Source organism: Neisseria oralis (genome assembly GCF_045062685.1).
In the GTDB taxonomy this organism is placed as follows: Bacteria; Pseudomonadota; Gammaproteobacteria; order Burkholderiales; family Neisseriaceae; genus Neisseria; species Neisseria oralis.
The window spans coordinates 1-23,234 of sequence record NZ_JBJGEB010000017.1; the positions used below are offsets into that span (position 1 = coordinate 1).

The window sequence follows — 23,234 nt, forward strand, 5'->3', positions numbered from 1 at the left end:
CGACGAAGCCGCAGACAGTACAGATAGTACGGCAAGGCGAGGCAACGCCGTACTGGTTTAAAGTTAATCCACTATATCAAGGCATATACGGCGTCGGTTCCGGCATCGTCATCGACAGCGACCCCGCCGCCGAATATCGGGAATGCGGCTGGAAAGCCCGTTTCCTCAACGAATTGCGCCCCGCCTTCGGCATCTTCGAAACCATGCGCGTAGAAAACAGGCAATGCCGCCTGCTCGACCTGCATTTAGGCCGTCTGAAAATCTCAGCCCAAGCCCTCAACCTGCCCCTGCCCGACGACTGCGAAACCCGAATCCGGCAATACATCGCTGACTTGCCCGACGGCCTGTTCCGCCTGAAAGCCGAACTCGTTTCAGACGGCCTCATCCTCAGCCATGCCGCCACCGCCGAGCTGCCCGCCCCGCAGCGCGTTATCCCCGCCCCGCAACCCCTCCCGCGCCGCGACTACCTGCGCCGCTTCAAAACCACCCGCCGCGCCCTCTTCGACCAAGCGTGGCAAACCGCCGAAACACAAGGCGCGTTCGACAGCCTGTTTTTCAATTCAGACGGCCTCCTGCTCGAAGGCGGTAGAAGCAACGTGTTCGTCAAATATCAAGGGCAATGGCTCACCCCGTCTCTGGATTTGAACATCCTCAACGGCGTCATGCGCCAAGCCGTGTTGCAGCAGCCGCAAACCTACTTGGGCACGGACGCAGTCCTCGAAACGCACATCACCCGCGACATGCTGGAACACGCCGAAGAAATCAGCCTCTCCAACGCCTTGCGTGGCGTTTTTGAGGCAGAATGGGCGCATGAGGCCGGATAAGGGAAAGGCCGTCTGAAAAACAGTTTTCAGACGGCCTTGGTCAGATAACGGATTAGGCGCGCCGCCAAATTGGCCGTTTACAAAACCGCAATCGCCAAAGCGTTCAATACAATAGCAACAGGCCGTCTGAATTTTTCAGACGGCCTGTTTACCTTTACCGATACCGCTTCAATCAGCCTTTGAAACGTTTGAACACCAGCGTGCCGTTGGTGCCGCCGAAGCCGAAGGAATTCGAGATGGCAACGTCAATTTTCGCGTCGCGCGCTTCGTTGGCGCAGTAATCCAAATCACAGCCTGCTTCGATGTCTTGTTCGAAGATGTTGATGGTCGGCGGAGATTTTTGCTCGTGTACCGCCAACACGCTGTACAGTGCTTCCACGCCGCCTGCCGCGCCGAGCAAGTGGCCAGTCATGGATTTGGTGGAGTTGACGATGACTTTGCGGGCATGGTCGCCCAGCGCGCGTTTGAGCGCTTTGGTTTCGTTGGCATCGCCCAGCGGAGTGGAGGTGCCGTGCGCGTTGACGTAATCGACGTCTTCGGGATTCAGTCCGGCATCTTTCAGCGCGCGGGTAACGGCCAGCGCAGGGCCTTCTTCGTTCGGAGCGGTGATATGGTAGGCATCGGAACTCATGCCGAAACCGACGATTTCGGCGTAGATTTTCGCGCCGCGTTTTTTGGCGTGTTCCAATTCTTCCAACACCAGCACGCCCGCACCTTCACCGATAACGAAACCGTCGCGGCCTTTGTCCCACGGACGGGAAGCGGTGGCGGGATCGTCGTTGCGGGTGGAAAGGGCTTTCATCGCAGCGAAGCCACCCACGCCCAAAGTGCTGATGGCGCCTTCGGCACCGCCGGCAATCATCACGTCCGCATCGCCGTATTTAATCAGTCGGGCGGAGTCTCCGATGGAGTGCGCGCCGGTGGTACAGGCGGAAACCATGCCGTAGCTGGGACCGCGGTAGCCTTTGAGGATGGTAACGTGGCCCGCAATCAAGTTGATCAGCGAACCGGGAATAAAGAAAGGGTTGATTTTGCGTGCGCCGCCTTCGATAACGGCTTTGCCGGTGGCTTCGATGCTGGGCAGGCCGCCGATGCCGGAACCGATGTTCACGCCGACGCGGTCTTTATCGAGGCTTTCCAATTCGTCCAAACCGGCATCGCTGATGGCTTGCAGCGCGGCGGCGATGCCGTAGTGGATGAACACGTCCATGCGGCGGGCTTCTTTCGCGCTGATGTATTGGCCGATGTCGAAATCGCGCACTTCGCCGGCGATTTGGCTGTTGATATCGGATGCGTCAAAGCGGGTAATCCGGCCGATGCCGCTTTTGCCTGCGAGCAGGTTGCTCCATGCGGTGGCGACGTCGTTGCCGACCGGTGATACTTGGCCGAGGCCTGTGATGACTACTCTTCTCTGACTCATGATAATCTCGCTGTTGGTTTTCGGTGGGATGCGGCAAGATGCCGTCTGAAAATGAAAAAGCGGTTCGGAACGGGATTCCGGGCGGCTATTATAACGGATTCCGCCCCGCATATATAAGGTAAAAGCCTCTATTGCGCTAACGCAGCAGAGGCTGGAGTATTTGGTGCGGCCGATTAGCCGTTGTGGGCGTTGATGTAGTCGATAGCCAGTTGTACGGTAGTGATTTTTTCGGCTTCTTCATCGGGGATTTCGCAACCGAAAGCTTCTTCCAAAGCCATAACCAATTCTACGGTGTCCAAAGAATCTGCACCCAGGTCGTCTTGGAAGGAAGATTCGTTTTTGACTTCGGCTTCGTTTACGCCCAGTTGTTCAGCAACAATTTTCTTAACTTGTTGTTCGATGTTTGACATATCAGTCGTTCCTTTTGCCTTGCGGCGGGTTGTTTAAGAGAAATAAATTCGTCGGTATTGTACCGAATTTGGATAGGGTTTTCCATCTAAGCCTGCATTCTAACACAGATTATTCAGGAAAAACCTATCGTTGCGTATAGTTGCGCATATTAGCATAGGCTGATTTTAACCTACAAGCGGGAATTTGTTTTTGTTTGGCATCAGAAGGTTGGGGCCGTCTGAAAAAACTTAAATCGGTTTTTCAGACGGCCTTTGTTTGTCTGTATTTCCGATTCGGATTCGAAATCCCATCCCTTTTTGAAAACGAACTAAACCTTCTCAGGATTGTCTCAATAACAGGTTGATTGGAATGGAAAATTTCCAAGCAGCCGGTTTTTGTACGTTGAACAAAAGCTAAGGAGATGATCATGAAAAAATTATTGCAGTCGGAATTGAAACAGGTAGCCGGCGGTATGGGCAATTCTTTCGAGCCTTGGATTCACGCAGGAATCAGTTATGAAGCATGGCTCGAGCGGATGGAATATTTAAGGCGCACCGGATATTTTATAGGCGATCCGCGAATCAAATGGCCGTCCGCATGGGATTGAGATAAGAAAAAACAATAGAGCGGCATATCAACTTCATCACATCGGGCGTTACCGACTGACCTGTTTTACGTCGTTTTTATCGTGAAACATTCGGTTAGGTTTACAGTAAGCCCAATATCCTCCTAAAGTGATGACGGATATGCCGCTCTTTATCTCTCACTCACTCAAAAATTCTTTCAAAAACAGCAACACGCAGGCGAGTTCGTCGGCGGATTCGCGTTGCGTACCGTTGCCGGTATGGCCGCCGCCGTCCGGAGCGTAGAGCCACGATTGCGTGGAGGTTTCGCGCAGTTTGGCGTAGAACTTGAGCGCGTGGGCGGGATGGACGCGGTCGTCGCTGAGGCTGGTGGTGATGAGTGCGGGCGGGTATGGCACGTCGTCTGAAAGATTGTGATACGGCGAGAGTTCGCCCAGCCAGCGTTTGCAGACTTCGTATTTTTGCGGGTTGCCGTACTCGTCCGTCCAGCTTGCGCCGGCGGAGAGCAGCGGATAGCGGATCATGTCGGTCAGCGGCACTTCGCACACCAGCGCGCCTATGCTTTGCGGTTGGCGCACGAAGGCGGCGGCGGTAATCAGGCCGCCGTTGCTGCCGCCCTGCAAACCGATGTGTTGGGGCGAACTCATACCGCGTTCGGACAAATCGCGCACGACGGCAAGCAAATCATCGACGCTTTTGTGTTTGCTGATTCCCTGCGCCGCCTGATGCCAGCGCGGGCCGAACTCGCCGCCGCCGCGTATGTTCGCCAATACGAAGGCGTTGCCCTCTTCCAGCCAGTATTTGCCGATGCTGCCCAGATAATGCGGCAGCTCGGGTACGCCGAAACCGCCGTAGGCATAAACCAGCGTCGGCGTGTCGGGCGCGGCGTTTTTGCCGACGTGGAAATAAGGGATGCGCTCGCCGTCGTACGAAACCACCCAAAACTGCCGCACTTCGATGCCGTCTGAAACAAACTGCTGCGGCTGGCGGCGCATGACGGTCAGTTCCATCACATTCAAATCCAGCGCAAACAGCGTCAGCGGCGTGGTGAAATCGCTGGCGGCAAGGTAAACCACATCGCCGCCCCAAGGCTGGTCGGTCATTTCCAACGCGCCCGAAGGCAGGCGCGGCAACTCGGCTTCCTGCCATTTGCCGTCGGCAAACCGCCACGCTTTTAGACGACCCTGTACGTTTTCCAGCAGGCTCGCCACCACAAAACGCTTGGTCGTTTCCACGCTTTCCAATGCCTGCGTTTCATCGGGCGCAAACAAAAGCTGCGCCGCCCCGAGTTCGCCCCGATTCAGCTTCACCGCCACCAGCGCGCCGCTCGGATAGCTTTGGTTCGCGCGGTTCCAGTCCTTGCGCAGCGTCAGCAAAAGATGCCCCGCCAGATAGCCGACCACGTCGCAATCGGCGGGCAGATTCAACGGCTTCGCCTCGCCTTCAGACGACACCTGTAAATACGTCTTGGTGTAAAAACCGTCCGACGCTTCAATCAAATCAATCGGCGAACCCTGCGGATCAAGATAACGCCACGCGTTCACCATCATGCCGTCTTCGCCGATTTGGTACACCGGCAGGCTTTCCTCGAAACTCTTGCCGCGCGCCACCAGCCACACCTCGCGCGGATAGCCCGATTCGGTCAACTGCCGTTCGTCCCAAGCCGGACACACCCACACGCTGTTTTCATCGCGCCACGACACATGGTTTTTCCCCGCCGGAAAATGAAAGCCGCCCTCGACCAGCCCGCCCGCCTCCAAATCCACTTCCAGCGTATAAGCCGTATCGCCGCCCGACTTGCTCAAGGTCAACAGCGCGCGGTTGGGCTGCTCCACCAAGTGCGACACCCCGCCCAGATACACATCGTCGCCGAGCAACCCGTCGAAATCCGCCACCGAAAACAGGATTTTCCACTCGGGATAGCCCGAACGGTAGGTCGCCGCCGTACACACGCGGTACACGCCTTTCGGATACTCCGCGTCCTGATGGAAATGGTACATCCGCGCGCGGTGTTCCTGACAAAACGGAATCTGCCGCGTGTCCTGCATCTGCGCCAAAATCCTGTCCGACAGCGCGCGCGCTTTATCGTTGTCCAAAAAACGCGCGCGCGTTTCGGCATGCGCTTCAGCGGCGAAGTTTTGCGTTTCGGGGGCGTCGAGGTTTTCGAAATGGAGATAGGAATCGGGGTAGGATTTCATAGAAAAGAGATCGTCTGAAAATAGCGAAAGCAGGAATTATAGCGGGAAAGCCTTGCAGACAGATGAAAAGGTCGTCTGAAAACGGGGCGGCGGGTTTCGCTATTGTTTCCGATACGCCGGCCGTCATTCCCGCGCAGGCGGGAATCCAGAACGTAGAATTTAGGAAACCTTTTTTCCTGACAGATTTCTGTGCCGAGAGGACTGGATTCCCGCCTGCGCGGGAATGACGATTGACAATAGGTACCCATATCAGAAATTGAGTAAATCAACTACTTGTTCGGATGGTTCAGCTTATTCGGCGGATTAATCGGCAGCGTCGAACGGGAGACTTTGACGTCGGGGCATTTTTGCTTCATCTGATAGCGGAACACTTCCGCCTTGCGTTGATTGCCGGTTTTTTCGTAATTCGTGCCCAAAATCACCTCGTCCGCCAGATTCCGTATATCGGCATAAGGGATATAGACGGATTGGGTGGTCTCGCAATATTCGATTTCCTCCGAATCGATCGGCTTGATAACCAGCAGGCGGAACTCTTCTTCGTCGCGGAAGGCGAAGTCTTTAAACAGATAGCGGATGTATTCCAAGGCTTCTTTATCGTCGTCGCTGACGGCGGATTTGTCCTTGAAAAACTCGATAAGCTCTTCCAACGCTTTTTTTAATTTCTCCAAGCGGAACTGATGCCATTTTTCATTTCCGACGGGTTTCAGGCGGATACCGAATTTCGGCTCTTTTTGAGACGGAAACCATATCCCGCATTTCTTTTCCGCAATATATTCATCTTTGTAAGCGATATAAGCAACTTGATAAAGCGGCAGCTTTTCGTATTCATCACCCGAAAAACCGTCTTCCGGCAGGCCGTCTGAATCCTGCCCTGACTTTTCAGATAGGCTGCGGAATGGGACCGAAACATCCGCTTCTCTCAGCCAATCCCCGTTTTTATTGAACACCAAGCAGCAGCCCGAAGCCTCCACGCCGTCCTCTTTGCCATACAGGCGAAACTGGTTCAAGTCGTTGACGCGGCTGGAGAAGCAGGTAAAAAAGGCATTATGGGACGCGCCATCCGCTTTGTTTTCCAACTCCAAATCCTGCTGGTTCAGCAAGTCCAACAGCCCCCTGCCTTCGGACGGATCGTTCATATAGGTGGAACTGCCGATCCGCATCGGACTGGCGGTGTCGTTGCCGCCGATACCGAACAATTTATGGCATACATGGGGAGAAGTGTAATGGGCAAGCGGTATGGAACCCAATTCTATCGGCGGGATATGGAGAACCGCCAATACGGTTGAAACGGCGTCTTGCGGTTGTGAGGTTTTGCCTTTAAAAAGCGATTCCTGTATTTCTTGTTTTTTCTTTTCGAAATAGGAATGCCAGTCTTCTCCGAGATAATAACTATCTCTTAAGTAAGGATAAATTCTCTTTTTTAATTTTTCCCTTCTTTTATCATCATTTAATTGTGGTATTTGTTCGTCAACAGTTAAAAAATCTTCACTTGCCTGTTTGGAAAATGTTTTCCTTTTGTTTGGATTTTTGGTTTTCTTCGCCTGTGTAAAACGACAAATGCCAAGACAAAGTTGGGCATTGATTTGTTGTCGGATGTCCCTTTTTTTGTCAACAAGTTTCAGCCATTTTTGATTGTGTTCAACAGCAAGTTCAAGCAGTTTCTCTTTCTCATCCGCAATTTTGGTTCTCTTGGACTGGTTTAAATAACAATATAAAAGATACAATTGAATCATCGATTGCTCTGAAACCAGAGTGTTTTTATCTTGAATCTTATCCCAAGCCTGATCCAGCTTTTCAATCGCTTCAGTGTATTTTTCTTCCCCAAATAATTCGATAGCTTCATCAATTAACATATGCACATTTATATAAACATCAACATCCATCATTTATCCCTTTATCAAACCAATCCATTAAAAAACAATCAGGCGGAAATTGTACATGATAATAATCAATTAACTAACTCCGATGCGTTGTTTACCGGCTGCCGTCATTCCCGCGCCGGCGGGAATCCAGTCCTGTCGGCACAGAAATCTGTCGGGAAAAAAGTTTCCTAAATTCTACGTTCTGGATTCCCGCCTGCGCGGGAATGACGGGGCTAAATAAACTGCTGTATCAAAAGTTAAATTATCCGCAATATACCAAAGCTACCCCTTTCCGCCGCCGGAGCAGGAAACCGGTTCGGTATCCGTCGGGCTTGGGAAAAGGCCGTCTGAAAATCTGTTTTCAGACGGCCTCTTTATCCTCAAACCATCAAAACAGTTTTCTGACTTCCGCTTCGATGTCGTCGGCGCGCATGAGGGTTTCGCCGATAAGGAAGGTGTGCACGCCGCGGGCGCGCATGTAGCCGACGTCGTCTTTGTTGCGGATGCCGCTTTCGGTTACGACGGTTTTGCCTGCGAGGTCGGGCAGCAAATCCAAGGTTTGTTGCAGGCTGACTTCGAAAGTGCGCAGGTTGCGGTTGTTGACGCCCCAAAGCGGAGTGGTCAGGTTGCGACATTTTTCGAGTTCGCCGCGCTCGTGCAGCTCGAGCAGGACGGTCATGTTCAGGCTGTGCGCGGTTTGTTCGAAGCGTTCGAGCCGTTCGGCGTCGAGGGCGGCGGCGATAAGCAGGATGGCGTCGGCGCCCCAGGCGCGCGCCTGATAGACCTGATATTCGTCGATGATGAAGTCTTTGCGCAGCACGGGCAGGCCGACGGCGGCCTTAACTTGTTTCAGGTATTCGGGCGAGCCTTGGAAATAGGGTTCGTCGGTCAGCACCGACAGGCACGCCGCGCCTGCGTTTTCGTAGGCGGCGGCGATGGCGGGCGGGCGGAAGTCGGCGCGTATCAGCCCTTTGCTCGGGCTGGCTTTTTTAATCTCGGCAATCACGGCGGGCAGGCCCTGCGCGTGTTTGGCGCGGATGGCGCCGATGAAGTCGCGCGCGGGCGCGGCGGCCTGCGCCTGCCGTTTGATTTCGTCTGCGGAAACGGCGGCTTTCTGGGCGGCGACTTCTTCTGCTTTGGTGGCGAGGATTTTATTGAGGATGTCGGTCATGGCTGGCTTTCGGTTTGGCTGTTTTTCAGACGGCCTATCTTACATTTGCGGCGCGGCGAGGTAAAGGCGGCGGCTTTTCAGACGGCCTCTCGGCCGTGCGTTTCGAAATAATGCAGCACGGTTTCGGGCATCCATTCGATGTTTAACCGGCCGCCCTTCCGTCCGACGAATCCGACGTGCCCGCCGTATGGCGGTTGCAACAGCGTTACGGCATCGGACACTTCCGCCGCCGTCGGCAGGGCTTCGGGCGGGAGGAACGGGTCGCTGACGGCGTTGAGCAGCAGCAGCGGCGTACGCACCGAGCGCAGCAGGGGTTTGCACGAGGCGCGGCGGTAGTAGTCGTGCCGGTCGGTAAAACCGTGCAGCGGCGCGGTGAAAAGGTCGTCGAAGCCGCCCAGCGTTTTGCAGTTTTTCAAGGGGGAGGCCGTCTGAAAATGCGGGAAGGCTTCGGCCTTGGGCACCAGCGAACGGAGGAAATAGCGGGTGTAGAGCAGGCGCGTCACGCCGCGGTCGAAGCGCGTGCCGGCGGCGGTCAAATCCACGGGCGCGGACACGGCCGCCGCCGCGCGCGGTACGGCGGCCGCGCCCTCTTCGCCCAGATATTTCGCCAGCGCATTGCCGCCGAGCGACACGCCCGCGGCGTAAATGCGCGGATAGCGCGCCGCCAGTGTTTCCAGCATAAAGCCGATTTCGCGCGTATCGCCCGAATGGTAGAACACGGGCGCGGCGTTGGCGATGCCGCCGCAGCCGCGGAAGTGGGCGACCACGCCGTGCCAGCCCCTGCGTTGCACGGCCTTCATCATTTCCACGGCGTAATGGCTCATGCTGCCGCCTTCCAGCCCGTGAAACAACACTACCAGCGGCGCGTCGGGGCGGGCGGCGTCGACGAAATCATAGGCAATCTGCGTTTTGCCGGTGCTGTCGGGCAGCAGCTCGCGGCGGTAGGCGGGCGGCGCGGATTGCAGCAGCTTGGCGAAAATGGTTTCGGCATTGCCGTTGTGCAGCCAAAACGGCGTGTCGGGCAGGTTTATGTTCATTTTTCAGCAACCGTTCGGATGAACCGCCATTGCGGACGGCGCCGTTCCCGACCATGCCGAAATGCAACACTCCGGTGCGGGCCGGACGGCGGAATACCGATGCGTAAAGAAATCATTAATTTTACTGGATTTTTCGTAAATCGTTGCAGCATAAAGATTAATTTCATATCAGCATTATAATTTATGCAATATTAATTCTTAATAATATTCTTATTGATACTAATTGCTTTTTTCTCACTGGAAAAACAGGTAAACCCTGCTGAAACAAGGCGGCAAAGACATTATGCTTTTTGCAGAACAAACCGCGGCCGTCTTTTTTCAGACGGCCTACAAACCAACGGGACGCCCGTCCCATACATTCGGAGTCATTGCTATGTCAGTATTTTTCTTCAACATCATCCTGTTTATCGGCATCTCTTCGCTCGTTTCGCTGGCGGCATTGTGGTGGTACGAACACAATTTGTAACGGAATGTCCTGATTCAATATCCTGAGGCCGTCTGAAAAGTTTTCAGATGGCCTCCGCCTTATCGGGGGCACTGTTACGATATTACTCGGCCCGCACCTTTCTGACCACCACGGTATCGGCAAATTCGTCAGGCATGGTGCGGCCGCCCTCGGTAAAAATCATCCGTTTCGCATTCAGCCAGACAAACAAAAATCCCGCGAGTCCCTGTCCGCCTTCGCCGAAAACCATACCGGCCGCCGTAATCATAATGAGCGCTTTGAGCGGCCAGAAAAATTCGCGCATCATCACGACATCCCAAAAATCCGCAGGCGATCCGTCGGATTTGACGACGACGATGCCCATTATCCTTTTACCCAGCGACTGCCCGTCCCATCCCATGCTGTAAAGCTGGGCGACGATATACGCAAAGACGACAATCAGCAAAACAGAACCCTCGTCGGGTCCCTCACCCAATCCGAAGATTGATGGTTTTCTAATAAATATGCACTATATTTGTCCCTTATCTCAGCAATCCCTAACAGCGACGGGGCAAATACCAGTACGTTAAACACGGTATTCAAAGCAAATGCCGTCAGCCTGCGCCAAAGCGGGGCGTAAACAAGGTTTTCCGGAACCGCCGGAGCCTGTACCGCACCGTTCCCGTCGGTTTCGATCAAATGATTTTCACTCAATGTCTGTACTTCCTTCTATTTGGGTGACTTTTTTTAGACCGAGGCCGTCTGAAAAGTTTCAGACGGCCTCTCGGTGCGGAACGGATTAAAGCACGGGCGGCAACCGTATTTATTTCGTTTCCGAGCGCTTGAAATGATGCGGGCGGAAACCCAAAGCCGCCAGCGAGGCGAAATACAGGCCGCCGCCGATAAAAATCAAGACAAACAGTTGGCCCGCCTTGCGCAGGCCGCCCGCGTGCTGCCAGTCCATCGGCAGCCAGTATTGCGCCGCCAGCAGGCCGCCGCCCATCACGGCAAGGGCGGCCAGCAGTTTGACGGAAAACGGCCGCCAGTCTTCGCCGGGCAGGTAAATGCCGTGTTTGCGCAGCAGCGTGAACAGCAGCCCCGCGTTCAGGCACGCGCCCAGCCCGACGGAAAGCGACAGGCCGACATGTTGGAGCGGGCCGACGAAGACGATGTTCATCAACTGCGTTACCACCAGCGTGAACACGGCAATCTTCACCGGCGTGCGGATGTTTTGCTGCGCGTAAAAAGCGGGCGCGAGTACTTTGACGGTAATCTGCCCGACCACGCAGAACGAGCAGGCCGCCAGCGCGTTGCGGGTCATGACCGCATCGTGGTAGGTAAAGCCCTTGCTCATAAACAGCGTGCTGATCAGCGGCAGCGACAGCACCGCCAAAGCCAGTGCGGCGGGTGCGGCCAGCAGGAAACACAGCCGCAGCCCCCAGTCGAGCAGCTTGGAAAACTCTTCGGGATTGCGCCCGCCCGCGTGTTTCGACAGCGTCGGCAGCAGAATCGTACCGAGCGCCACGCCCAGCACGCCGGTCGGCAGTTCGGTCATACGGTCGGCGTAATACATCCAGGTGATGCTGCCGCTTTGCAGGTAGGACGCGAAAATCGTGCTGATAACCAGCGAAACCTGCGCCACGCTCGCGGCGAAAATCGACGGAATCATCAGTTTGATGACGCGGTTTACCGCCGAATTGCGGAAATCCAGCTTCGGCAGCTTCAAAAAACCCTGTTTCGCCAGCCACGGCAGTTGGAACACCAACTGCAATACGCCGCCGATAAACACCGCCCACGCCAGCGCGGTAATCGGCGGGTCGAAATACGGCACGAAAAACAGGGCGGCCACGATGAACGATACGTTCAGCAGCACGGGCGTGAAGGCGGGAATCTGGAATTTGTGGTAGGTATTGAGTATCGAGCCGACGAAAGACGAGAGCGAAATCAGCAGGATATAGGGGAACATAATCCGCAGCAGGTCGGCGGCCAGCGCCAGCTTGTCGGGATTTTTGCCGAATCCGGTTGCCGTCGCACGGATAATCCACGGTGCAGCCAGCACGCCGACGGCGGTAACGACGGTCAGCGCAAACGTCAGCATCCCCGCCACATACTGCACAAATTCCCGCGTCGCCTCCGGCGACTTCGTCTGGCGGTATTCCGCCAAAACGGGGACGAACGCCTGCGAAAACGCGCCTTCGGCAAAAATCCGCCGCAGCAGGTTCGGCAGCTTGAACGCGGTCAGAAACGCGTCCGTCGCATCGCCCGCGCCAAACACCCGCGCAATAATCATATCGCGCACGAATCCGAGTATGCGCGACACCATCGTCAGGCTGCCGAGCTTCGCCAAAGCACCAAGTAGATTCATAAAAAAACCGTTGTCGAAAATTTGCTAAGAGGCCGTCTGAAACGGGGTTTCAGCGGAGGGGACGGAGCCGCGGCCCCGAAAACAGCGCGTATTGTACTCCAGTGCGCCGCGGCAATTCAAAGACAGACGGTTTTTTTCCGGCGGTGCGGGCAGGTGGGCTATACCACCACATTCTGCGGCCGCCCTGCCGCAAAGCGGTTGATGTTTTCCAGCAGAATGGCAAACAGCCGGTTCCGCGCTTCCTCGCTGCCCCAGGCCATATGCGGTGTAACGATTAAATTGGGCAGGCGGGCTTTGAGCAGCGGGTTGCCGTTGCGCGGCGGCTCCTCGGTTAGAACGTCGAAACCCGCGCCGCCGATTCGGCCGTATTTCAGCGCGGCAACCAAAGCCTGCTCGTCCACCAGGCCGCCGCGCCCGCAGTTAATCAACACCGCGCCGGGCTTCATGCGCTGCAATTCCGTTTCGCCTATCATGTTGGCCGTTTGCGGCGTGAGCGGGCAGTGCAGCGAAACGGCGTCTGCCGTTTGGATGGCCTCGTCGAAGGAAACGTAGCCTTCGCGGACGTTTTCGGCGTGTTTGTGTTCGCCGAACACCACGTCCATGCCGAAGGCGCGCGCATAGCCCGCCAGCGTTTGTCCGATATTGCCGCGTCCGAATATGGCCAGCGTTTTGCCGTGCAAATCGCGCATCGGCGCGCCGAAATGGCAGAAAAACGGCGATTGTTCCCACACGCCCGCCGCTACGTCGCGCTGATAAGCCGGCAGGTTGCGCATCAGCGCAATCATCAGCATAAAGGCGTGCTGCGCCACCGATTCGTTGCCGTAGGCGCGGATGTTGCACACGGTAACGCCTGCGGCTTTGGCGGCGGCGGTGTCCACGTTGTTCACACCCGTTGCCGCCACCGCAATCAGCTTGAGCTGCGGATTGGCGGCGATGTGTTCCGCCGTGATGACGACTTTGTTGGTAACGACGACATCCGCTCCTGCGATTCGGGCGGCGGTTTCTTCCGGCCGTGTTGACGGATATTCGGCCACCTCGGCGGGGAAATCGAAAGCAAACGGCTCCGGCGCCAGCGTGACACGGTCGAGCACGGCGATTTTCCAAGTTTTCACGGTTTCTCCTGTTTTTCAATATGACCAAACCTGCCGCGCACCGGCAAGCGGGATTTGATTATAGCCATTGGCGGACAATTAAGCGGAAGGCCGTCTGAAACAGGGTTCTCAGACGGCCTTTTATCATTTGGCAAACCGCATAACCGATTGCCCGATCATTTATATTTTTTCAAAACCGCCGCAATAGCCGCAAGGATTAAGGGGGTCTCCGTTACAGACACACGGCCCTACCTGCCCGCCTCCAAAAAATCGGCCGTACCAATCCCAAAACGAGGCGGCCTGCACGTTGACACTGGCGGCCATCGCTATGGCCAAAAACAATGCGGATACTTTTCTCATCGTTCACTCCTTAAGTAAAAATTAAGCAAATCAAATGTATATCAAAGGCAAAAAAACCAAAACATACGTTTTACCGACACATGAACCGTGCAAAAAGTTCCTGAACGGACAAAGACCTTATTTTCAGGCGAAATCTGATTAGAACCATCGGCGGACAATAAGTGTAAAGCCGTCTGAAAACTCAATTTCAGACGGCCTTATTACCTACCGGTCAGGTTTTCCAACCATTTACCTTGTTGTGAGACCGCAATCGCCGCAAGGAGTATTGGGAATGCCGCAGGCACACGGCCCTACCTGCCGCCCTAACTGCCCGCCTCTAAAAAATGGATCGTTCAACCAATCCCAAAACGAAGCGGCCTGCACGTTGACACTGGCGGCCATCGCTATGGCCAGAAACAATGCGGATACTTTTCTCATCGTTCACTCCTTAAGTAAAAATTAAGCAAATCAAATGCATATCAAAGGCAAAAAAACCAATACATACATTTTACTGACGCGTGAACCATGTAAAAAGTTCCTAAACGGACAAAACCTTATTCTGCGGCGTCTTTGCCGATGCCTTTATCCAGTCCTTGCGTCAGACCGTTGATGTCGCCGCCGTTCAGGCCCAATTCTTTCAAGAGGCCGTCAACCAGCGGGGCTTGGCTGCGGTAGCGCAGGGCGCTGTTGACCATTTGGTCGGCGAGGCTGGCTTGTGTGTTTTGGCCGTCCGACACGCCTTCGGAGCCGTTGGCAGCGCCGCTGAATCCGCCCAAGCCGTTGACTTGCAGAATCTTGATGTCGTCGATGTTTTCCATCGGGCGCACGGATTCGCGGATGATGTCGGGCAGGTGTTTCAACAGGGCGAGGCGCACTTGCATTTCGACTTGCTCGACGCTCAGGACGTTGGCGGCTTCGTTCACGGCGCGGGTACCTTCGGCATCGACTTTGTATTGCTGCTCTTGCGCTTGTGCCAGCAGGACTTTGGCATCGGCTTCACCTTTGGCTTGCAGGCGTTGTTTCTCGGCTTCGGCTTCGGCGGCGATGCGCACGGCTTCGGCGCGGTCTTGCGCGGCCTGTTTCTCGGCTTCGGCGGCGACGGTGAGCGAAATCGCGTCTTTTTGCGCTGCTTCTTCGGCGGCAATCAGTTCGACCGCTTTGGCACGTTCGGCGCGTTCGGTTTCGCGCACGGTAATCACGCTCTCTTCTTCACGCACGGCGGCGGCGCGGGCTTTGTCGGCCTCGGCTTTAGCTTCGGATTCGGCACGCGATTTCTCGGCAACGGCGATGGCGCGGTCTTGTTCGGCAAGCTCGATGGCTTTGCGGCGCTCGACTTCCGCCTGCTCGACGGCTTGGGCTTTGCGAATGTCTTCGTTTTTAATGTCGCGTTCGGCGGCGATGCGTTTCAAATCCACTTCGCGTTCGGCGGCGATTTTGGCTTCTTCCGCCTCGCGTTTTTTCTGCGCTTCCTGCTCGGCGATGCTGGCTTCCTGTTCGGCGCGGCGCACGGCGATTTCGCGTTCTTGTTCGAGTTTGGCGTATTCTTCTTCGCGCGAGATTTTCAGGCGTTGCTGCTCGGCTTCGAGGTTTTTGGTTTTAATCGCCAAATCGGTGTCTTGTTCGATTTCGTTGCGTTTTTTGCGGCGGCCTTCGATGGTTTCGGTCAGTTTGGTCAGACCTTCCGCGTCAAAGGCGTTTTGCGGGTTGAAAAATTCGAAGCTGGTTTGGTCGAGGCCGGTTAGGGAAACGGTTTCGAGCTCGAGACCGTTTTTAAACAAGTCTTCGCTGACGACTTGTTGCACTTTCTGAACGAAATCAACACGTTTCTCGTGCAGCTCTTCCATCGCCATTTCGGCGGCGACGGCGCGCAGGGCATCGACGAATTTACCTTCGACGAGGTCTTTCAATTCGTCAGGCGACATGGTTTTCATACCCAGCGTTTGCGCGGCGGTGGCGATGCTCTCGGCGCTGGGTTTGACGCGGACATAAAATTCCGCCATCACGTCAACGCGCATCCGGTCGCGGGTAATCAACGCCTGCTGCGCTGCGCGGCGAACTTCGAGGCGCAATGTGTTCATGTTGACAGGGATGATTTCGTGCAGCACGGGCAGCACCATCGCGCCGCCGTTCATGATGACTTTTTCGCCGCCGAAACCAGTACGGACAAAGGAGACTTCTTTGCTGGCGCGGCGGTACAGGCGGGTGAGGATGAGGCCGAGTACGAACAGCGCGACGAGTATGACGCCGGCGATGATGCCGATGGAAACTAAGTTCATGGGTTTTCCTTTCTTGTTGTCGATATACCCTTGAGGGGCGTGGGTTCAGACGGTTTTTTTAGGGTTTGGGGTCGTCTGAAAGGTTAAAAATTTTGGGTTTTTAAAGGTAGGCCGGATTCTTGAATCCGATAATTTGGGTTATGTGCAATACGGCTGAAGCGGAACGATTCGTCGGATTTAAGAATCCGACCTACCAAGCTTAAAATAACGACCATAACGGTGTTTTTTGTTAGTTTTATAAAATTTTTAGCGAGCAAATTCGCAGCAGGACTTATAAAGTTGTGATTCTTTTATTCATCCTCATCATGTAAGAAGGCATCTTCTTCCTCTATATAATTCTTTGTATCTTCCTGAGAAGCAATTGTATTATCCAGAAAATTTAGACTAACCTCATCGTCCTCGCTATCAAGGAATAAATGAATTTCACCACCCAGATTTATAATGCTTCTTAGTACTTTTCTGAATTCTCTTAGCTTTTCCAGATCTAAATATAAGGTTTCAAGAATCTTTTCTTTATTTTCAAGTCTTCTTTGAATTTCAATAATCGGTTCTTGATTAAAAGCTCGTATAACTTTCAAAATCTTAATTTCATTTATATTAGTTGAAACTTTCACAAAAAATTTGTGTATCATTCTTTCCTTTCGAAATCAAAAATCTTCAATAGGGTTTATTCGTTTCCCTAGAAAGCTTTTCTTCCAGTTTCCACCGATTTGCTAAGTGAGCAAACCGTAGCGTGGGCTTTGCCCGCGACCTACTGTCGTTTGAATCAAACGATAATCCGAGATGTTTGCTTCGTGGGCGAAGCCCACGCTACGGACTACTTGAGGGGCGTCGGTTCAGACGGTTTTTTAGGGTTTGGGGTCGTCTGAAAGGTTAAAAATAGCGGTTTTAAAGGTAGGTCGGATACTTGAATCCGACAATTTCGGTTATGTGCAATACTGATGAAGCGGGGCAATTTGTCGGATTCAAGTATCCGACCTACCGAGCTAATTATCAACCGTATGAAAAGCAGTCAAAAACTCATTTCTTTTTAATAAGAACATCTTATGTTCAGGGGCATTCAAAGGCTTTTTATTTTCAGAGAATGCTGGAGCAATGCAACCCCATTCACCATTTCGTGCAAAATAAATAACAAAATCAATCTTAATTTCTCCCCATTGATTCGATACTTCTTGCTTCTTACCCTTATTGGCATCTACTGTTTTGATTTGGATACGGAAATAACGTTTTCCGTCCGAAATTAAAATATCCGTTTTATGCCCATGATCCAAAACGGGGGTAAAAACCTGCCACCCATCTTGCATTAACCAAACAACCACCTGATTCTCAAAAGATGTATTCAACAAAGCCTGCTTAAGTCCGTCAGAAATTGCGTCTAATCTTCTTGGCATTTCATTTTTCCTTTTTGTGAGTTAAACGATAAATTTTTTTAAATTATGCTGATAGTGGCCATTTGAAAAACAGACTGATCAAGTATGTAACTAATTAAGGTATGTACAGGAACTTCATTTTCAGACGACCTCAATCCACCAAGCTTCCGCTCGGATTCAAAATCGCTTTAAACGTATTTCCCTCCAGCGATACCAGCAACACTGCATCGCCCTGTTTCAACACTTCGTCGGAATCCGGTTCCGCCATCACATAATGCTGTTGACCATACACATCCTTCACCCGTACCTGCGCCGCGCTGCCCGCCCGCGCTTCGCCCAGCACCACTGTGCCGATGCGTCCGATCAGGCTTTCCTGCGAAACGGCGGTGGTCTCGTCTTTGGGCATGATTTTGTACAGTCCGCCCGCCGTCAGGCGCACCAGCGGCAGCGAGAGGAACCACACGGCTACTGCCGCCAGCCATCCGTTCAGATAGCTGCCGAACACGGCGGCAAAGGTCGTCTGAAACAGGTAGCCCGTCAGTCCGTACACGGCAAGGAACACCACCATCAGCATCAACACCGGCACGCGCCCGACATACAGCCAGCTCAGAAACCGCACGAACACGCCCGCGTCCGCAGCGTCCAGCCCGACTTCGGCGTGCGCGGTCTCGGTCAGGCTGTCGGGCAGCAGGTTATCCAGCCAGTCGCTGATGCCGCCCGCCAGCATAGAGATGACTTCCAATACGCCGAGCAAAACCATCAGCGCGATGGCGATGCCGAAGATTTCCGTTTCGGGGGCGTTGATTAAATTCCACATATTCCGTTCCTTGTTCTGTCAACTTTCAGACGACCTTAAGTAGACTGCTTGCGAAAATTTGAATGTTTGACTGCCGTCATTCCCGCGCAGGCGGGAATCCAGAAGTTTGCGATTACGGCAATCTTCAAATAATACTTCTGAAGAATCGAGGTCTGGATTCCCGCCTGCGCGGGAATGACGGCATTAGGTATGCCTTATTTGAATTTGACCTATCCGTGCATCCCAAACAGACATTCGATTTTCAGACGACCTCTTCACTCTCAATCTCGGCGCGGCATTCAATCGGAAAGTTGACCGAGTTGGCGATGAAACACAGGCGGTGCGCTTCGTGATGCAGTTCCAAAGCCTTGGCGCGGTCGCTTCCTGCGGCGATGGTAACGCGCGGCTTCAACACGGCGGAGACGAAACGCCCCGCGCTCCCATTCCCGCCTTCGTCCATCACCGCTTCGGCATGATCGGTGTAGGCGGTAACGCAGATGCCCGCGTCGGCACACAGGTGCAGGTACCATAGTTTGTGGCAGGCAGAAACGGCGGCCAGCAGCATTTCTTCGGGGTTCCAGCGGCCCGCATCGCCGCGGAAGGCCGGGTCGGCGGAACCGTGCAGGTCGGGCTTGCCCTCGGCGGAAACGGTAAAGTTGCGCAAATAAGCGGTGTAGGACGAAGTGCCTTCGCCGAGATTGCCCGTCCATGTTGTCGCGGTACGGTAGGTGTGTTTTTTTCTCATTTTGACATTCCTTTCAATTATTTACTGTTCGCGGCAATAAAGACGGTATCCGCCTTGAAACGCCGACTCTAGTTGAGCCAGGCATAAGCCGATGCGCCCGCCGCCAAACTGATGCCCAGCCACAGCAGGATTTTGGTTTCCGCCCATACGTCTTCCCAATATTTCCCCCGCAGCGCGCTGATGATTTCGGGGGTGAAACAGAATTTTACGCATTCAAGGAATTCATCCCAATCCTCAAACAGCAGGACATAAAGCACTGCGGCGGTTATCAAGGCAATCAAAACAGCAAAAATCATGGGATTATCCCTATCCGTTTTCAGACGGCCTGTGCGTACCGTAAAGAAAGGTCGTCTGAAAACGCTCCTAACTTTTCCCTAAGTCCTGCGTGTTTAAATGTCTATACCGACAACAGACGCAAAGGGAACGAAATGAAATATCCGCAGTCGCAATATATAGAACCGTTCAAACCGCTTTTGAAAAAACTGCTGCTTCCTGCCGCCGTCATTTGCGCCATTTTTCTTGCAGCAGAAGGTTTCGACCTTTACGAAGACTATGCCCAATACCGTATGGAAACCGACCCGTCGTTTGCCCGACACCACAACCGCGCCGTGTCCATCCTGCAAGGCAGAGGCTACGAGGTGCACGATTCCGACACCGACCTGCATTGGGCGAGACCCGTTTTGGAGTTTGAGGCCTACAAAGGCAGCTTGGAATACAAAATCGTGATGACTTATCCCGATTTGAACATTATCGAAGAACGCGTGGATTTATAACCGCGCCCGAACATTCTTTACTTACCCCACGTCCCGAAAGGATACGACATGAAAAAACTATTACCGGCATTACTCCTGAGTAGTATCGCACTGGCTGCCTGCGCCGCCCCTTACCCCGATGATTATTACGACGACTACTATTATGACCGCTATGAGCGCAATTACGATCGTTATGACGACTACCGTTACCGCGACGGCAAGTATTACGATGACGACTACATCGAACACCAAATTTACAGCGATCCGTCTTTCGAGCAAAAACGCGCGCAAGTCATGCGGATACTCGAACGACGCGGCTACCGTGTCCATGAAATCGAAGCCGACGACCGCCGCGGCCGCCCCGTACTGAAAGCCGAAGCCTTCAGAAACGGACGCGAATACAACATCGTCTTCTCATGGCCGGATTTGCGGATTATCAGCGAACGCATCGACTATTAATCCGATTAATCCGTTCCGCCACACGCCGCAAGGGCAAGCTCCGCGCGGCGTTTTTCGTTTCAGACGGCCTTTCCTGATTAAAGGCCGTCTGAAAGCCTATTTCCTCGCCTTCAGTGCCGCTAACCGTTCGGCAATACGGTTGTTGCGGCTCAAGTCTTCCAATTCCTTCAATTTTGCCAACTGCGCCGCATCGGTACTGCTGTGTACCGCGTTTTGACGACCCATCACGCGGTCGAAGGCGTTGCCGCTTTTTTCGGCATCACGGGCGATGCGGTTGAGGTCGCTGCCGCCTGCCGCTTTGCCTGCGCCCGCACTTTGCTGTGCGGCGCGCCAGTCTTGCAACTGCTGCTGCATCTCGCGTTTTTTCGCCTGCAAGGCGACGATAAAGCCTTCAAGTTCTTTTTCCTGCGCGGCACAGTCGGCAATGGTGTTTTCCAAAACAGGCAGACGTGCTTCGATGTCCATTTGTTCGGCGATGCCCGCTTCGGCAAGGTCGTCGCGCCCCGCCGCTACGGCAGCTTGCAGGTTGGCATCGATGGCTTCGTGGCGGTTGCTCTCGTCCGCCATCTTCTTGGCGGCAAGGTGTTTCTGCGCCAACACCTTGCCCAACTCGGCACGCACTTCGTCCACCGCCCGCTCGATTTCGCGGATGCTCTCGTTCATTGCCGCCTCAGGCGCAAGGTTTTCCGCCGCATCAATCAGGGCATGAAAACCGCCGCTCACCAGACGGCCCACTCTGCGGGATAGGGTTTCGCTCATTTGGATTTTCCTTTCAATAAAATGTGTTTGATTTAAGTTGGCACGGGGATAATCAACCATCCGTCATTCCCGCGCAGGCGGGAATCCAGACCTTGGCGTTTTCGGAATATTCGGGCATGGCAGCCCGTACAGGAATAGCGGCAAACAAATACTTCTATTTCATGCGCCCCATTTTTTCAGACGACATCAAACCTCGCCTGCCTGCTGCACAATCCTCGCCAGTTTCAAAGTGTTTTCAAGCTGTTGCAGCACAGTATCGTCGTATGCCGCGCCTTTGCCGGTTACGGCGAGCTGCAAGATGCTGTCGGTGAGGCGGACGATGCGCCACATCAGTTCGCGTTCGTATTTTTTCAAACTGTCGAGGTCGGCTTCTTCGGGCAGGTCGGCGGCGAGCGTCGCGCCCAAGTCGGGCAGCTGCTCAAACAAACGCGCCACGATATGCGAATGCACCCCCGCCTGCTTTTCCGCGTGCAGCACGTCATGTTTCGCCGCTTGGAAAAACTGCTCCTGCGCCGTCAGTGCGGAACCGTAATCGCGCGTCTGCGTATGCGCCAAACGCGCCTGCTTGAGCAGCTCGCGGATTTTTTCAGACGGCGTATTCGCGCCTTCGATTTTTAATTCGGCAATAAAATCAGCGTCTTCCTGAGTAATTCGCACGCTGACTGGGATACGGTTTGTCGCATTCATATTCGTTTGATTTGGTTTGTATTCATTTGTATGCAAATATACAAGATGAAATGACAAGGCGCAATATTTGAAATGGTTTATTTTTGTAAACGAAATCCATAGAAATAATATAAATCTTGAGATTATATATAAATTACATATTCACATTCGAATAGATTATAGATTTTCATTCTGTTGTTAACTTTGCTAGGACGAAAATTCAGTCTGAAAACTAATATTGCCCCACCTGTCAAATCCCACCGAAAAAGCGTACAATTCCACGTTTATTTTTGAATTCATTATATTTTCAGACGACCTCCGTCAGAGAAAAGAGGTCGTCTGAAACCATTAGGCACGTTGACACACATGACCCACATGATTTATCCCAAAACCTACGACGTCATCGTCGTCGGCGGCGGACACGCAGGCACGGAAGCCGCGCTCGCTGCCGCACGCATGGGCGCGCAGACGCTTTTGCTCACACACAACATCGAAACGCTCGGACAAATGTCGTGCAACCCCTCCATCGGCGGCATCGGCAAAGGCCATCTCGTGCGCGAACTCGACGCGCTCGGCGGCGCGATGGCGTTGGCCACCGACCAATCCGGCATCCAGTTCCGCCGTCTGAACGCCAGCAAAGGCGCGGCAGTTCGTGCCGCGCGCGCACAGGCGGACCGCATCCTGTATAAAGCCGCCATCCGCGAAATGCTGGAAAACCAAGAAAATCTGGAGCTTTTCCAGCAGTCGGTTGACGATGTAACGCTGGACGGCGACCGCATCAGCGGCGTGATGACTGCGATGGGCGTGGAATTTAAAGCCCGCGCCGTCGTGCTGACCGCAGGCACGTTTTTGTCCGGCAAAATCCACATCGGTTTGGAAAACTACGAAGGCGGCCGCGCCGGCGACCCCGCCGCCAAATCGCTGGGCGGGCGTTTGCGCGAATTGAACCTGCCGCAAGGCCGTCTGAAAACCGGTACGCCGCCGCGCATCGACGGGCGCACGATTGATTTCTCCCGGCTCACCGAACAGCCCGGCGACACGCCCGTGCCCGTCTTTTCCGTGCGCGGCAACGCCGATATGCACCCGCGCCAAGTGTCCTGCTGGATTACGCATACCAATTTGAAAACCCACGAAATTATCCGCTCAGGTTTCGACCGCAGCCCCATGTTCACCGGCAAAATCGAAGGCGTCGGCCCGCGCTACTGCCCGTCTATCGAAGACAAAATCAACCGCTTCGCCGACAAAGACAGCCATCAGATTTTCCTCGAACCCGAAGGCCTGACCACGCACGAATACTACCCCAACGGTATCTCCACCAGCCTGCCGTTCGACATCCAAATCGCGCTCGTGCGCAGCATGAAAGGCCTGGAAAACGCCCATATCCTGCGCCCCGGCTACGCCATCGAATACGACTACTTCGACCCGCGCAACCTCAAAGCCAGCCTCGAAACCAAAACCATCCAAGGCCTCTTCTTCGCCGGACAAATCAACGGCACGACCGGCTACGAAGAAGCCGCCGCACAAGGCCTGCTCGCAGGCGCGAACGCCGTGCAATACGTCCGCGGACGAGACCCGCTCCTGCTGCGCCGCGAACAAGCCTACCTCGGCGTATTGGTGGACGACCTCATTACCAAAGGCGTGAACGAACCCTACCGCATGTTCACCAGCCGCGCCGAATACCGCCTGCAACTCAGGGAAGACAACGC

The 23,234-nt window shown here is 54.1% G+C and carries 24 protein-coding genes; 5 read left to right on the forward strand and 19 right to left on the reverse strand.

The window, feature by feature from the left end:
* On the forward strand, window positions 1-824 hold an 824-nt coding region (locus ACI43T_RS11345), incomplete at its 5' end, for an aminotransferase class IV (protein WP_405387162.1).
* Between the two features lie 172 nt (window positions 825-996).
* Here the strand turns inward: ACI43T_RS11345 and fabF are convergent.
* A complete protein-coding gene (gene fabF, locus ACI43T_RS11350; RefSeq protein WP_308023408.1) occupies window positions 997-2,244 on the reverse strand; it encodes a beta-ketoacyl-ACP synthase II in 1,248 nt (415 codons plus the stop codon).
* A gap of 173 nt (window positions 2,245-2,417) precedes the next feature.
* Entirely contained in the window at window positions 2,418-2,654 is a 237-nt protein-coding gene (gene acpP / locus ACI43T_RS11355; RefSeq protein WP_003742600.1) for an acyl carrier protein, read from the reverse strand.
* A 407-nt stretch (window positions 2,655-3,061) separates the two neighbouring features.
* On the opposite strand from acpP, the gene ACI43T_RS11360 reads away from it, so the two are divergent.
* A complete protein-coding gene (locus ACI43T_RS11360; RefSeq protein ID WP_293276025.1) occupies window positions 3,062-3,241 on the forward strand; it encodes a DNA-binding protein in 180 nt (59 codons plus the stop codon).
* Between the two features lie 156 nt (window positions 3,242-3,397).
* On the opposite strand, the gene ACI43T_RS11365 is transcribed toward ACI43T_RS11360, so the two are convergent.
* The 15 genes from ACI43T_RS11365 to ACI43T_RS11435 all read right to left on the reverse strand — a co-directional run bounded on the left by ACI43T_RS11365 (window position 3,398) and on the right by ACI43T_RS11435 (window position 19,188).
* Window positions 3,398-5,416, reverse strand: coding sequence for a prolyl oligopeptidase family serine peptidase (locus ACI43T_RS11365; RefSeq protein ID WP_405387165.1), 2,019 nt, complete (start codon window positions 5,414-5,416; stop codon window positions 3,398-3,400).
* 269 nt (window positions 5,417-5,685) lie between these two features.
* Window positions 5,686-7,299: a hypothetical protein gene (locus ACI43T_RS12330; protein ID WP_452299609.1), complete on the reverse strand. Its 1,614-nt coding sequence runs from the start codon at window positions 7,297-7,299 to the stop codon at window positions 5,686-5,688.
* Between the two features lie 367 nt (window positions 7,300-7,666).
* Complete coding sequence (gene trpC / locus ACI43T_RS11375) at window positions 7,667-8,449, reverse strand: indole-3-glycerol phosphate synthase TrpC (RefSeq protein WP_405387170.1); 783 nt, start codon at window positions 8,447-8,449, stop codon at window positions 7,667-7,669.
* 77 nt (window positions 8,450-8,526) lie between these two features.
* Entirely contained in the window at window positions 8,527-9,486 is a 960-nt protein-coding gene (locus ACI43T_RS11380) for a YheT family hydrolase (RefSeq protein ID WP_405387172.1), read from the reverse strand.
* Window positions 9,487-10,034: 548 nt separating this feature from the next.
* A complete protein-coding gene (locus tag ACI43T_RS11385) occupies window positions 10,035-10,376 on the reverse strand; it encodes an RDD family protein (protein ID WP_405387174.1) in 342 nt (113 codons plus the stop codon).
* Entirely contained in the window at window positions 10,370-10,624 is a 255-nt protein-coding gene (locus ACI43T_RS11390) for a hypothetical protein (protein WP_405387176.1), read from the reverse strand. Before ACI43T_RS11390 ends, ACI43T_RS11385 begins: the two co-directional genes overlap by 7 nt.
* A gap of 109 nt (window positions 10,625-10,733) precedes the next feature.
* Complete coding sequence (gene murJ, locus ACI43T_RS11395) at window positions 10,734-12,275, reverse strand: murein biosynthesis integral membrane protein MurJ (RefSeq protein ID WP_405387178.1); 1,542 nt, start codon at window positions 12,273-12,275, stop codon at window positions 10,734-10,736.
* A gap of 158 nt (window positions 12,276-12,433) precedes the next feature.
* Window positions 12,434-13,387: a D-2-hydroxyacid dehydrogenase gene (locus tag ACI43T_RS11400; RefSeq protein WP_405387181.1), complete on the reverse strand. Its 954-nt coding sequence runs from the start codon at window positions 13,385-13,387 to the stop codon at window positions 12,434-12,436.
* A gap of 567 nt (window positions 13,388-13,954) precedes the next feature.
* Window positions 13,955-14,143 carry a hypothetical protein gene (locus tag ACI43T_RS11405; protein WP_405387183.1) on the reverse strand — a complete coding sequence of 63 codons (189 nt, stop codon included), beginning with the start codon at window positions 14,141-14,143 and terminating at the stop codon, window positions 13,955-13,957.
* 116 nt (window positions 14,144-14,259) lie between these two features.
* Window positions 14,260-15,981, reverse strand: coding sequence for a flotillin family protein (locus ACI43T_RS11410; protein ID WP_405387185.1), 1,722 nt, complete (start codon window positions 15,979-15,981; stop codon window positions 14,260-14,262).
* A gap of 290 nt (window positions 15,982-16,271) precedes the next feature.
* Window positions 16,272-16,613 carry a hypothetical protein gene (locus tag ACI43T_RS11415; RefSeq protein ID WP_405387187.1) on the reverse strand — a complete coding sequence of 114 codons (342 nt, stop codon included), beginning with the start codon at window positions 16,611-16,613 and terminating at the stop codon, window positions 16,272-16,274.
* Between the two features lie 354 nt (window positions 16,614-16,967).
* Window positions 16,968-17,372 carry a hypothetical protein gene (locus ACI43T_RS11420; RefSeq protein WP_003759835.1) on the reverse strand — a complete coding sequence of 135 codons (405 nt, stop codon included), beginning with the start codon at window positions 17,370-17,372 and terminating at the stop codon, window positions 16,968-16,970.
* A 130-nt stretch (window positions 17,373-17,502) separates the two neighbouring features.
* Complete coding sequence (locus ACI43T_RS11425) at window positions 17,503-18,168, reverse strand: YqiJ family protein (protein ID WP_003767067.1); 666 nt, start codon at window positions 18,166-18,168, stop codon at window positions 17,503-17,505.
* A 241-nt stretch (window positions 18,169-18,409) separates the two neighbouring features.
* Window positions 18,410-18,892, reverse strand: a complete 483-nt coding sequence (locus ACI43T_RS11430) for an OsmC family protein (protein ID WP_405387190.1) — start codon at window positions 18,890-18,892, stop codon at window positions 18,410-18,412.
* Between the two features lie 68 nt (window positions 18,893-18,960).
* Complete coding sequence (locus ACI43T_RS11435) at window positions 18,961-19,188, reverse strand: hypothetical protein (RefSeq protein ID WP_049222779.1); 228 nt, start codon at window positions 19,186-19,188, stop codon at window positions 18,961-18,963.
* A gap of 132 nt (window positions 19,189-19,320) precedes the next feature.
* On the opposite strand from ACI43T_RS11435, the gene ACI43T_RS11440 reads away from it, so the two are divergent.
* Both ACI43T_RS11440 and ACI43T_RS11445 read left to right on the forward strand, forming a co-directional pair.
* Window positions 19,321-19,665, forward strand: a complete 345-nt coding sequence (locus ACI43T_RS11440) for a hypothetical protein (RefSeq protein WP_377082228.1) — start codon at window positions 19,321-19,323, stop codon at window positions 19,663-19,665.
* Window positions 19,666-19,713: 48 nt separating this feature from the next.
* Window positions 19,714-20,103, forward strand: coding sequence for a PepSY domain-containing protein (locus tag ACI43T_RS11445; RefSeq protein ID WP_377082230.1), 390 nt, complete (start codon window positions 19,714-19,716; stop codon window positions 20,101-20,103).
* 96 nt (window positions 20,104-20,199) lie between these two features.
* On the opposite strand, the gene ACI43T_RS11450 is transcribed toward ACI43T_RS11445, so the two are convergent.
* On the reverse strand, window positions 20,200-20,862 hold the full coding sequence (locus tag ACI43T_RS11450) for a PspA/IM30 family protein (protein WP_405387194.1): 663 nt from the start codon (window positions 20,860-20,862) through the stop codon (window positions 20,200-20,202).
* 186 nt (window positions 20,863-21,048) lie between these two features.
* Window positions 21,049-21,549: a hypothetical protein gene (locus ACI43T_RS11455; RefSeq protein ID WP_293276042.1), complete on the reverse strand. Its 501-nt coding sequence runs from the start codon at window positions 21,547-21,549 to the stop codon at window positions 21,049-21,051.
* Window positions 21,550-21,894: 345 nt separating this feature from the next.
* Here ACI43T_RS11455 and mnmG point away from each other — a divergent pair.
* The coding region (mnmG, locus tag ACI43T_RS11460; RefSeq protein WP_405387196.1) for a tRNA uridine-5-carboxymethylaminomethyl(34) synthesis enzyme MnmG at window positions 21,895-23,234 on the forward strand (1,340 nt) is incomplete at its 3' end.

Bases quoted from the DNA above. Each gene is read 5' to 3' on its own strand.
- murJ (WP_405387178.1), bottom strand. From the start codon at position 12,275: ATGAATCTACTTGGTGCTTTGGCGAAGCTCGGCAGCCTGACGATGGTG.
- ACI43T_RS11455 (WP_293276042.1), bottom strand. From the start codon at position 21,549: ATGAATGCGACAAACCGTATCCCAGTCAGCGTGCGAATTACTCAGGAA.
- ACI43T_RS11450 (WP_405387194.1), bottom strand. From the start codon at position 20,862: ATGAGCGAAACCCTATCCCGCAGAGTGGGCCGTCTGGTGAGCGGCGGT.
- ACI43T_RS11445 (WP_377082230.1), top strand. From the start codon at position 19,714: ATGAAAAAACTATTACCGGCATTACTCCTGAGTAGTATCGCACTGGCT.
- ACI43T_RS11380 (WP_405387172.1), bottom strand. From the start codon at position 9,486: ATGAACATAAACCTGCCCGACACGCCGTTTTGGCTGCACAACGGCAAT.
- ACI43T_RS11410 (WP_405387185.1), bottom strand. From the start codon at position 15,981: ATGAACTTAGTTTCCATCGGCATCATCGCCGGCGTCATACTCGTCGCG.
- ACI43T_RS11440 (WP_377082228.1), top strand. From the start codon at position 19,321: ATGAAATATCCGCAGTCGCAATATATAGAACCGTTCAAACCGCTTTTG.
- ACI43T_RS11360 (WP_293276025.1), top strand. From the start codon at position 3,062: ATGAAAAAATTATTGCAGTCGGAATTGAAACAGGTAGCCGGCGGTATG.
- acpP (WP_003742600.1), bottom strand. From the start codon at position 2,654: ATGTCAAACATCGAACAACAAGTTAAGAAAATTGTTGCTGAACAACTG.
- ACI43T_RS11430 (WP_405387190.1), bottom strand. From the start codon at position 18,892: ATGAGAAAAAAACACACCTACCGTACCGCGACAACATGGACGGGCAAT.
- trpC (WP_405387170.1), bottom strand. From the start codon at position 8,449: ATGACCGACATCCTCAATAAAATCCTCGCCACCAAAGCAGAAGAAGTC.
- ACI43T_RS11415 (WP_405387187.1), bottom strand. From the start codon at position 16,613: ATGATACACAAATTTTTTGTGAAAGTTTCAACTAATATAAATGAAATT.
- fabF (WP_308023408.1), bottom strand. From the start codon at position 2,244: ATGAGTCAGAGAAGAGTAGTCATCACAGGCCTCGGCCAAGTATCACCG.
- ACI43T_RS11425 (WP_003767067.1), bottom strand. From the start codon at position 18,168: ATGTGGAATTTAATCAACGCCCCCGAAACGGAAATCTTCGGCATCGCC.
- ACI43T_RS12330 (WP_452299609.1), bottom strand. From the start codon at position 7,299: ATGGATGTTGATGTTTATATAAATGTGCATATGTTAATTGATGAAGCT.
- ACI43T_RS11435 (WP_049222779.1), bottom strand. From the start codon at position 19,188: ATGATTTTTGCTGTTTTGATTGCCTTGATAACCGCCGCAGTGCTTTAT.
- ACI43T_RS11405 (WP_405387183.1), bottom strand. From the start codon at position 14,143: ATGAGAAAAGTATCCGCATTGTTTCTGGCCATAGCGATGGCCGCCAGT.
- ACI43T_RS11420 (WP_003759835.1), bottom strand. From the start codon at position 17,372: ATGCCAAGAAGATTAGACGCAATTTCTGACGGACTTAAGCAGGCTTTG.
- ACI43T_RS11365 (WP_405387165.1), bottom strand. From the start codon at position 5,416: ATGAAATCCTACCCCGATTCCTATCTCCATTTCGAAAACCTCGACGCC.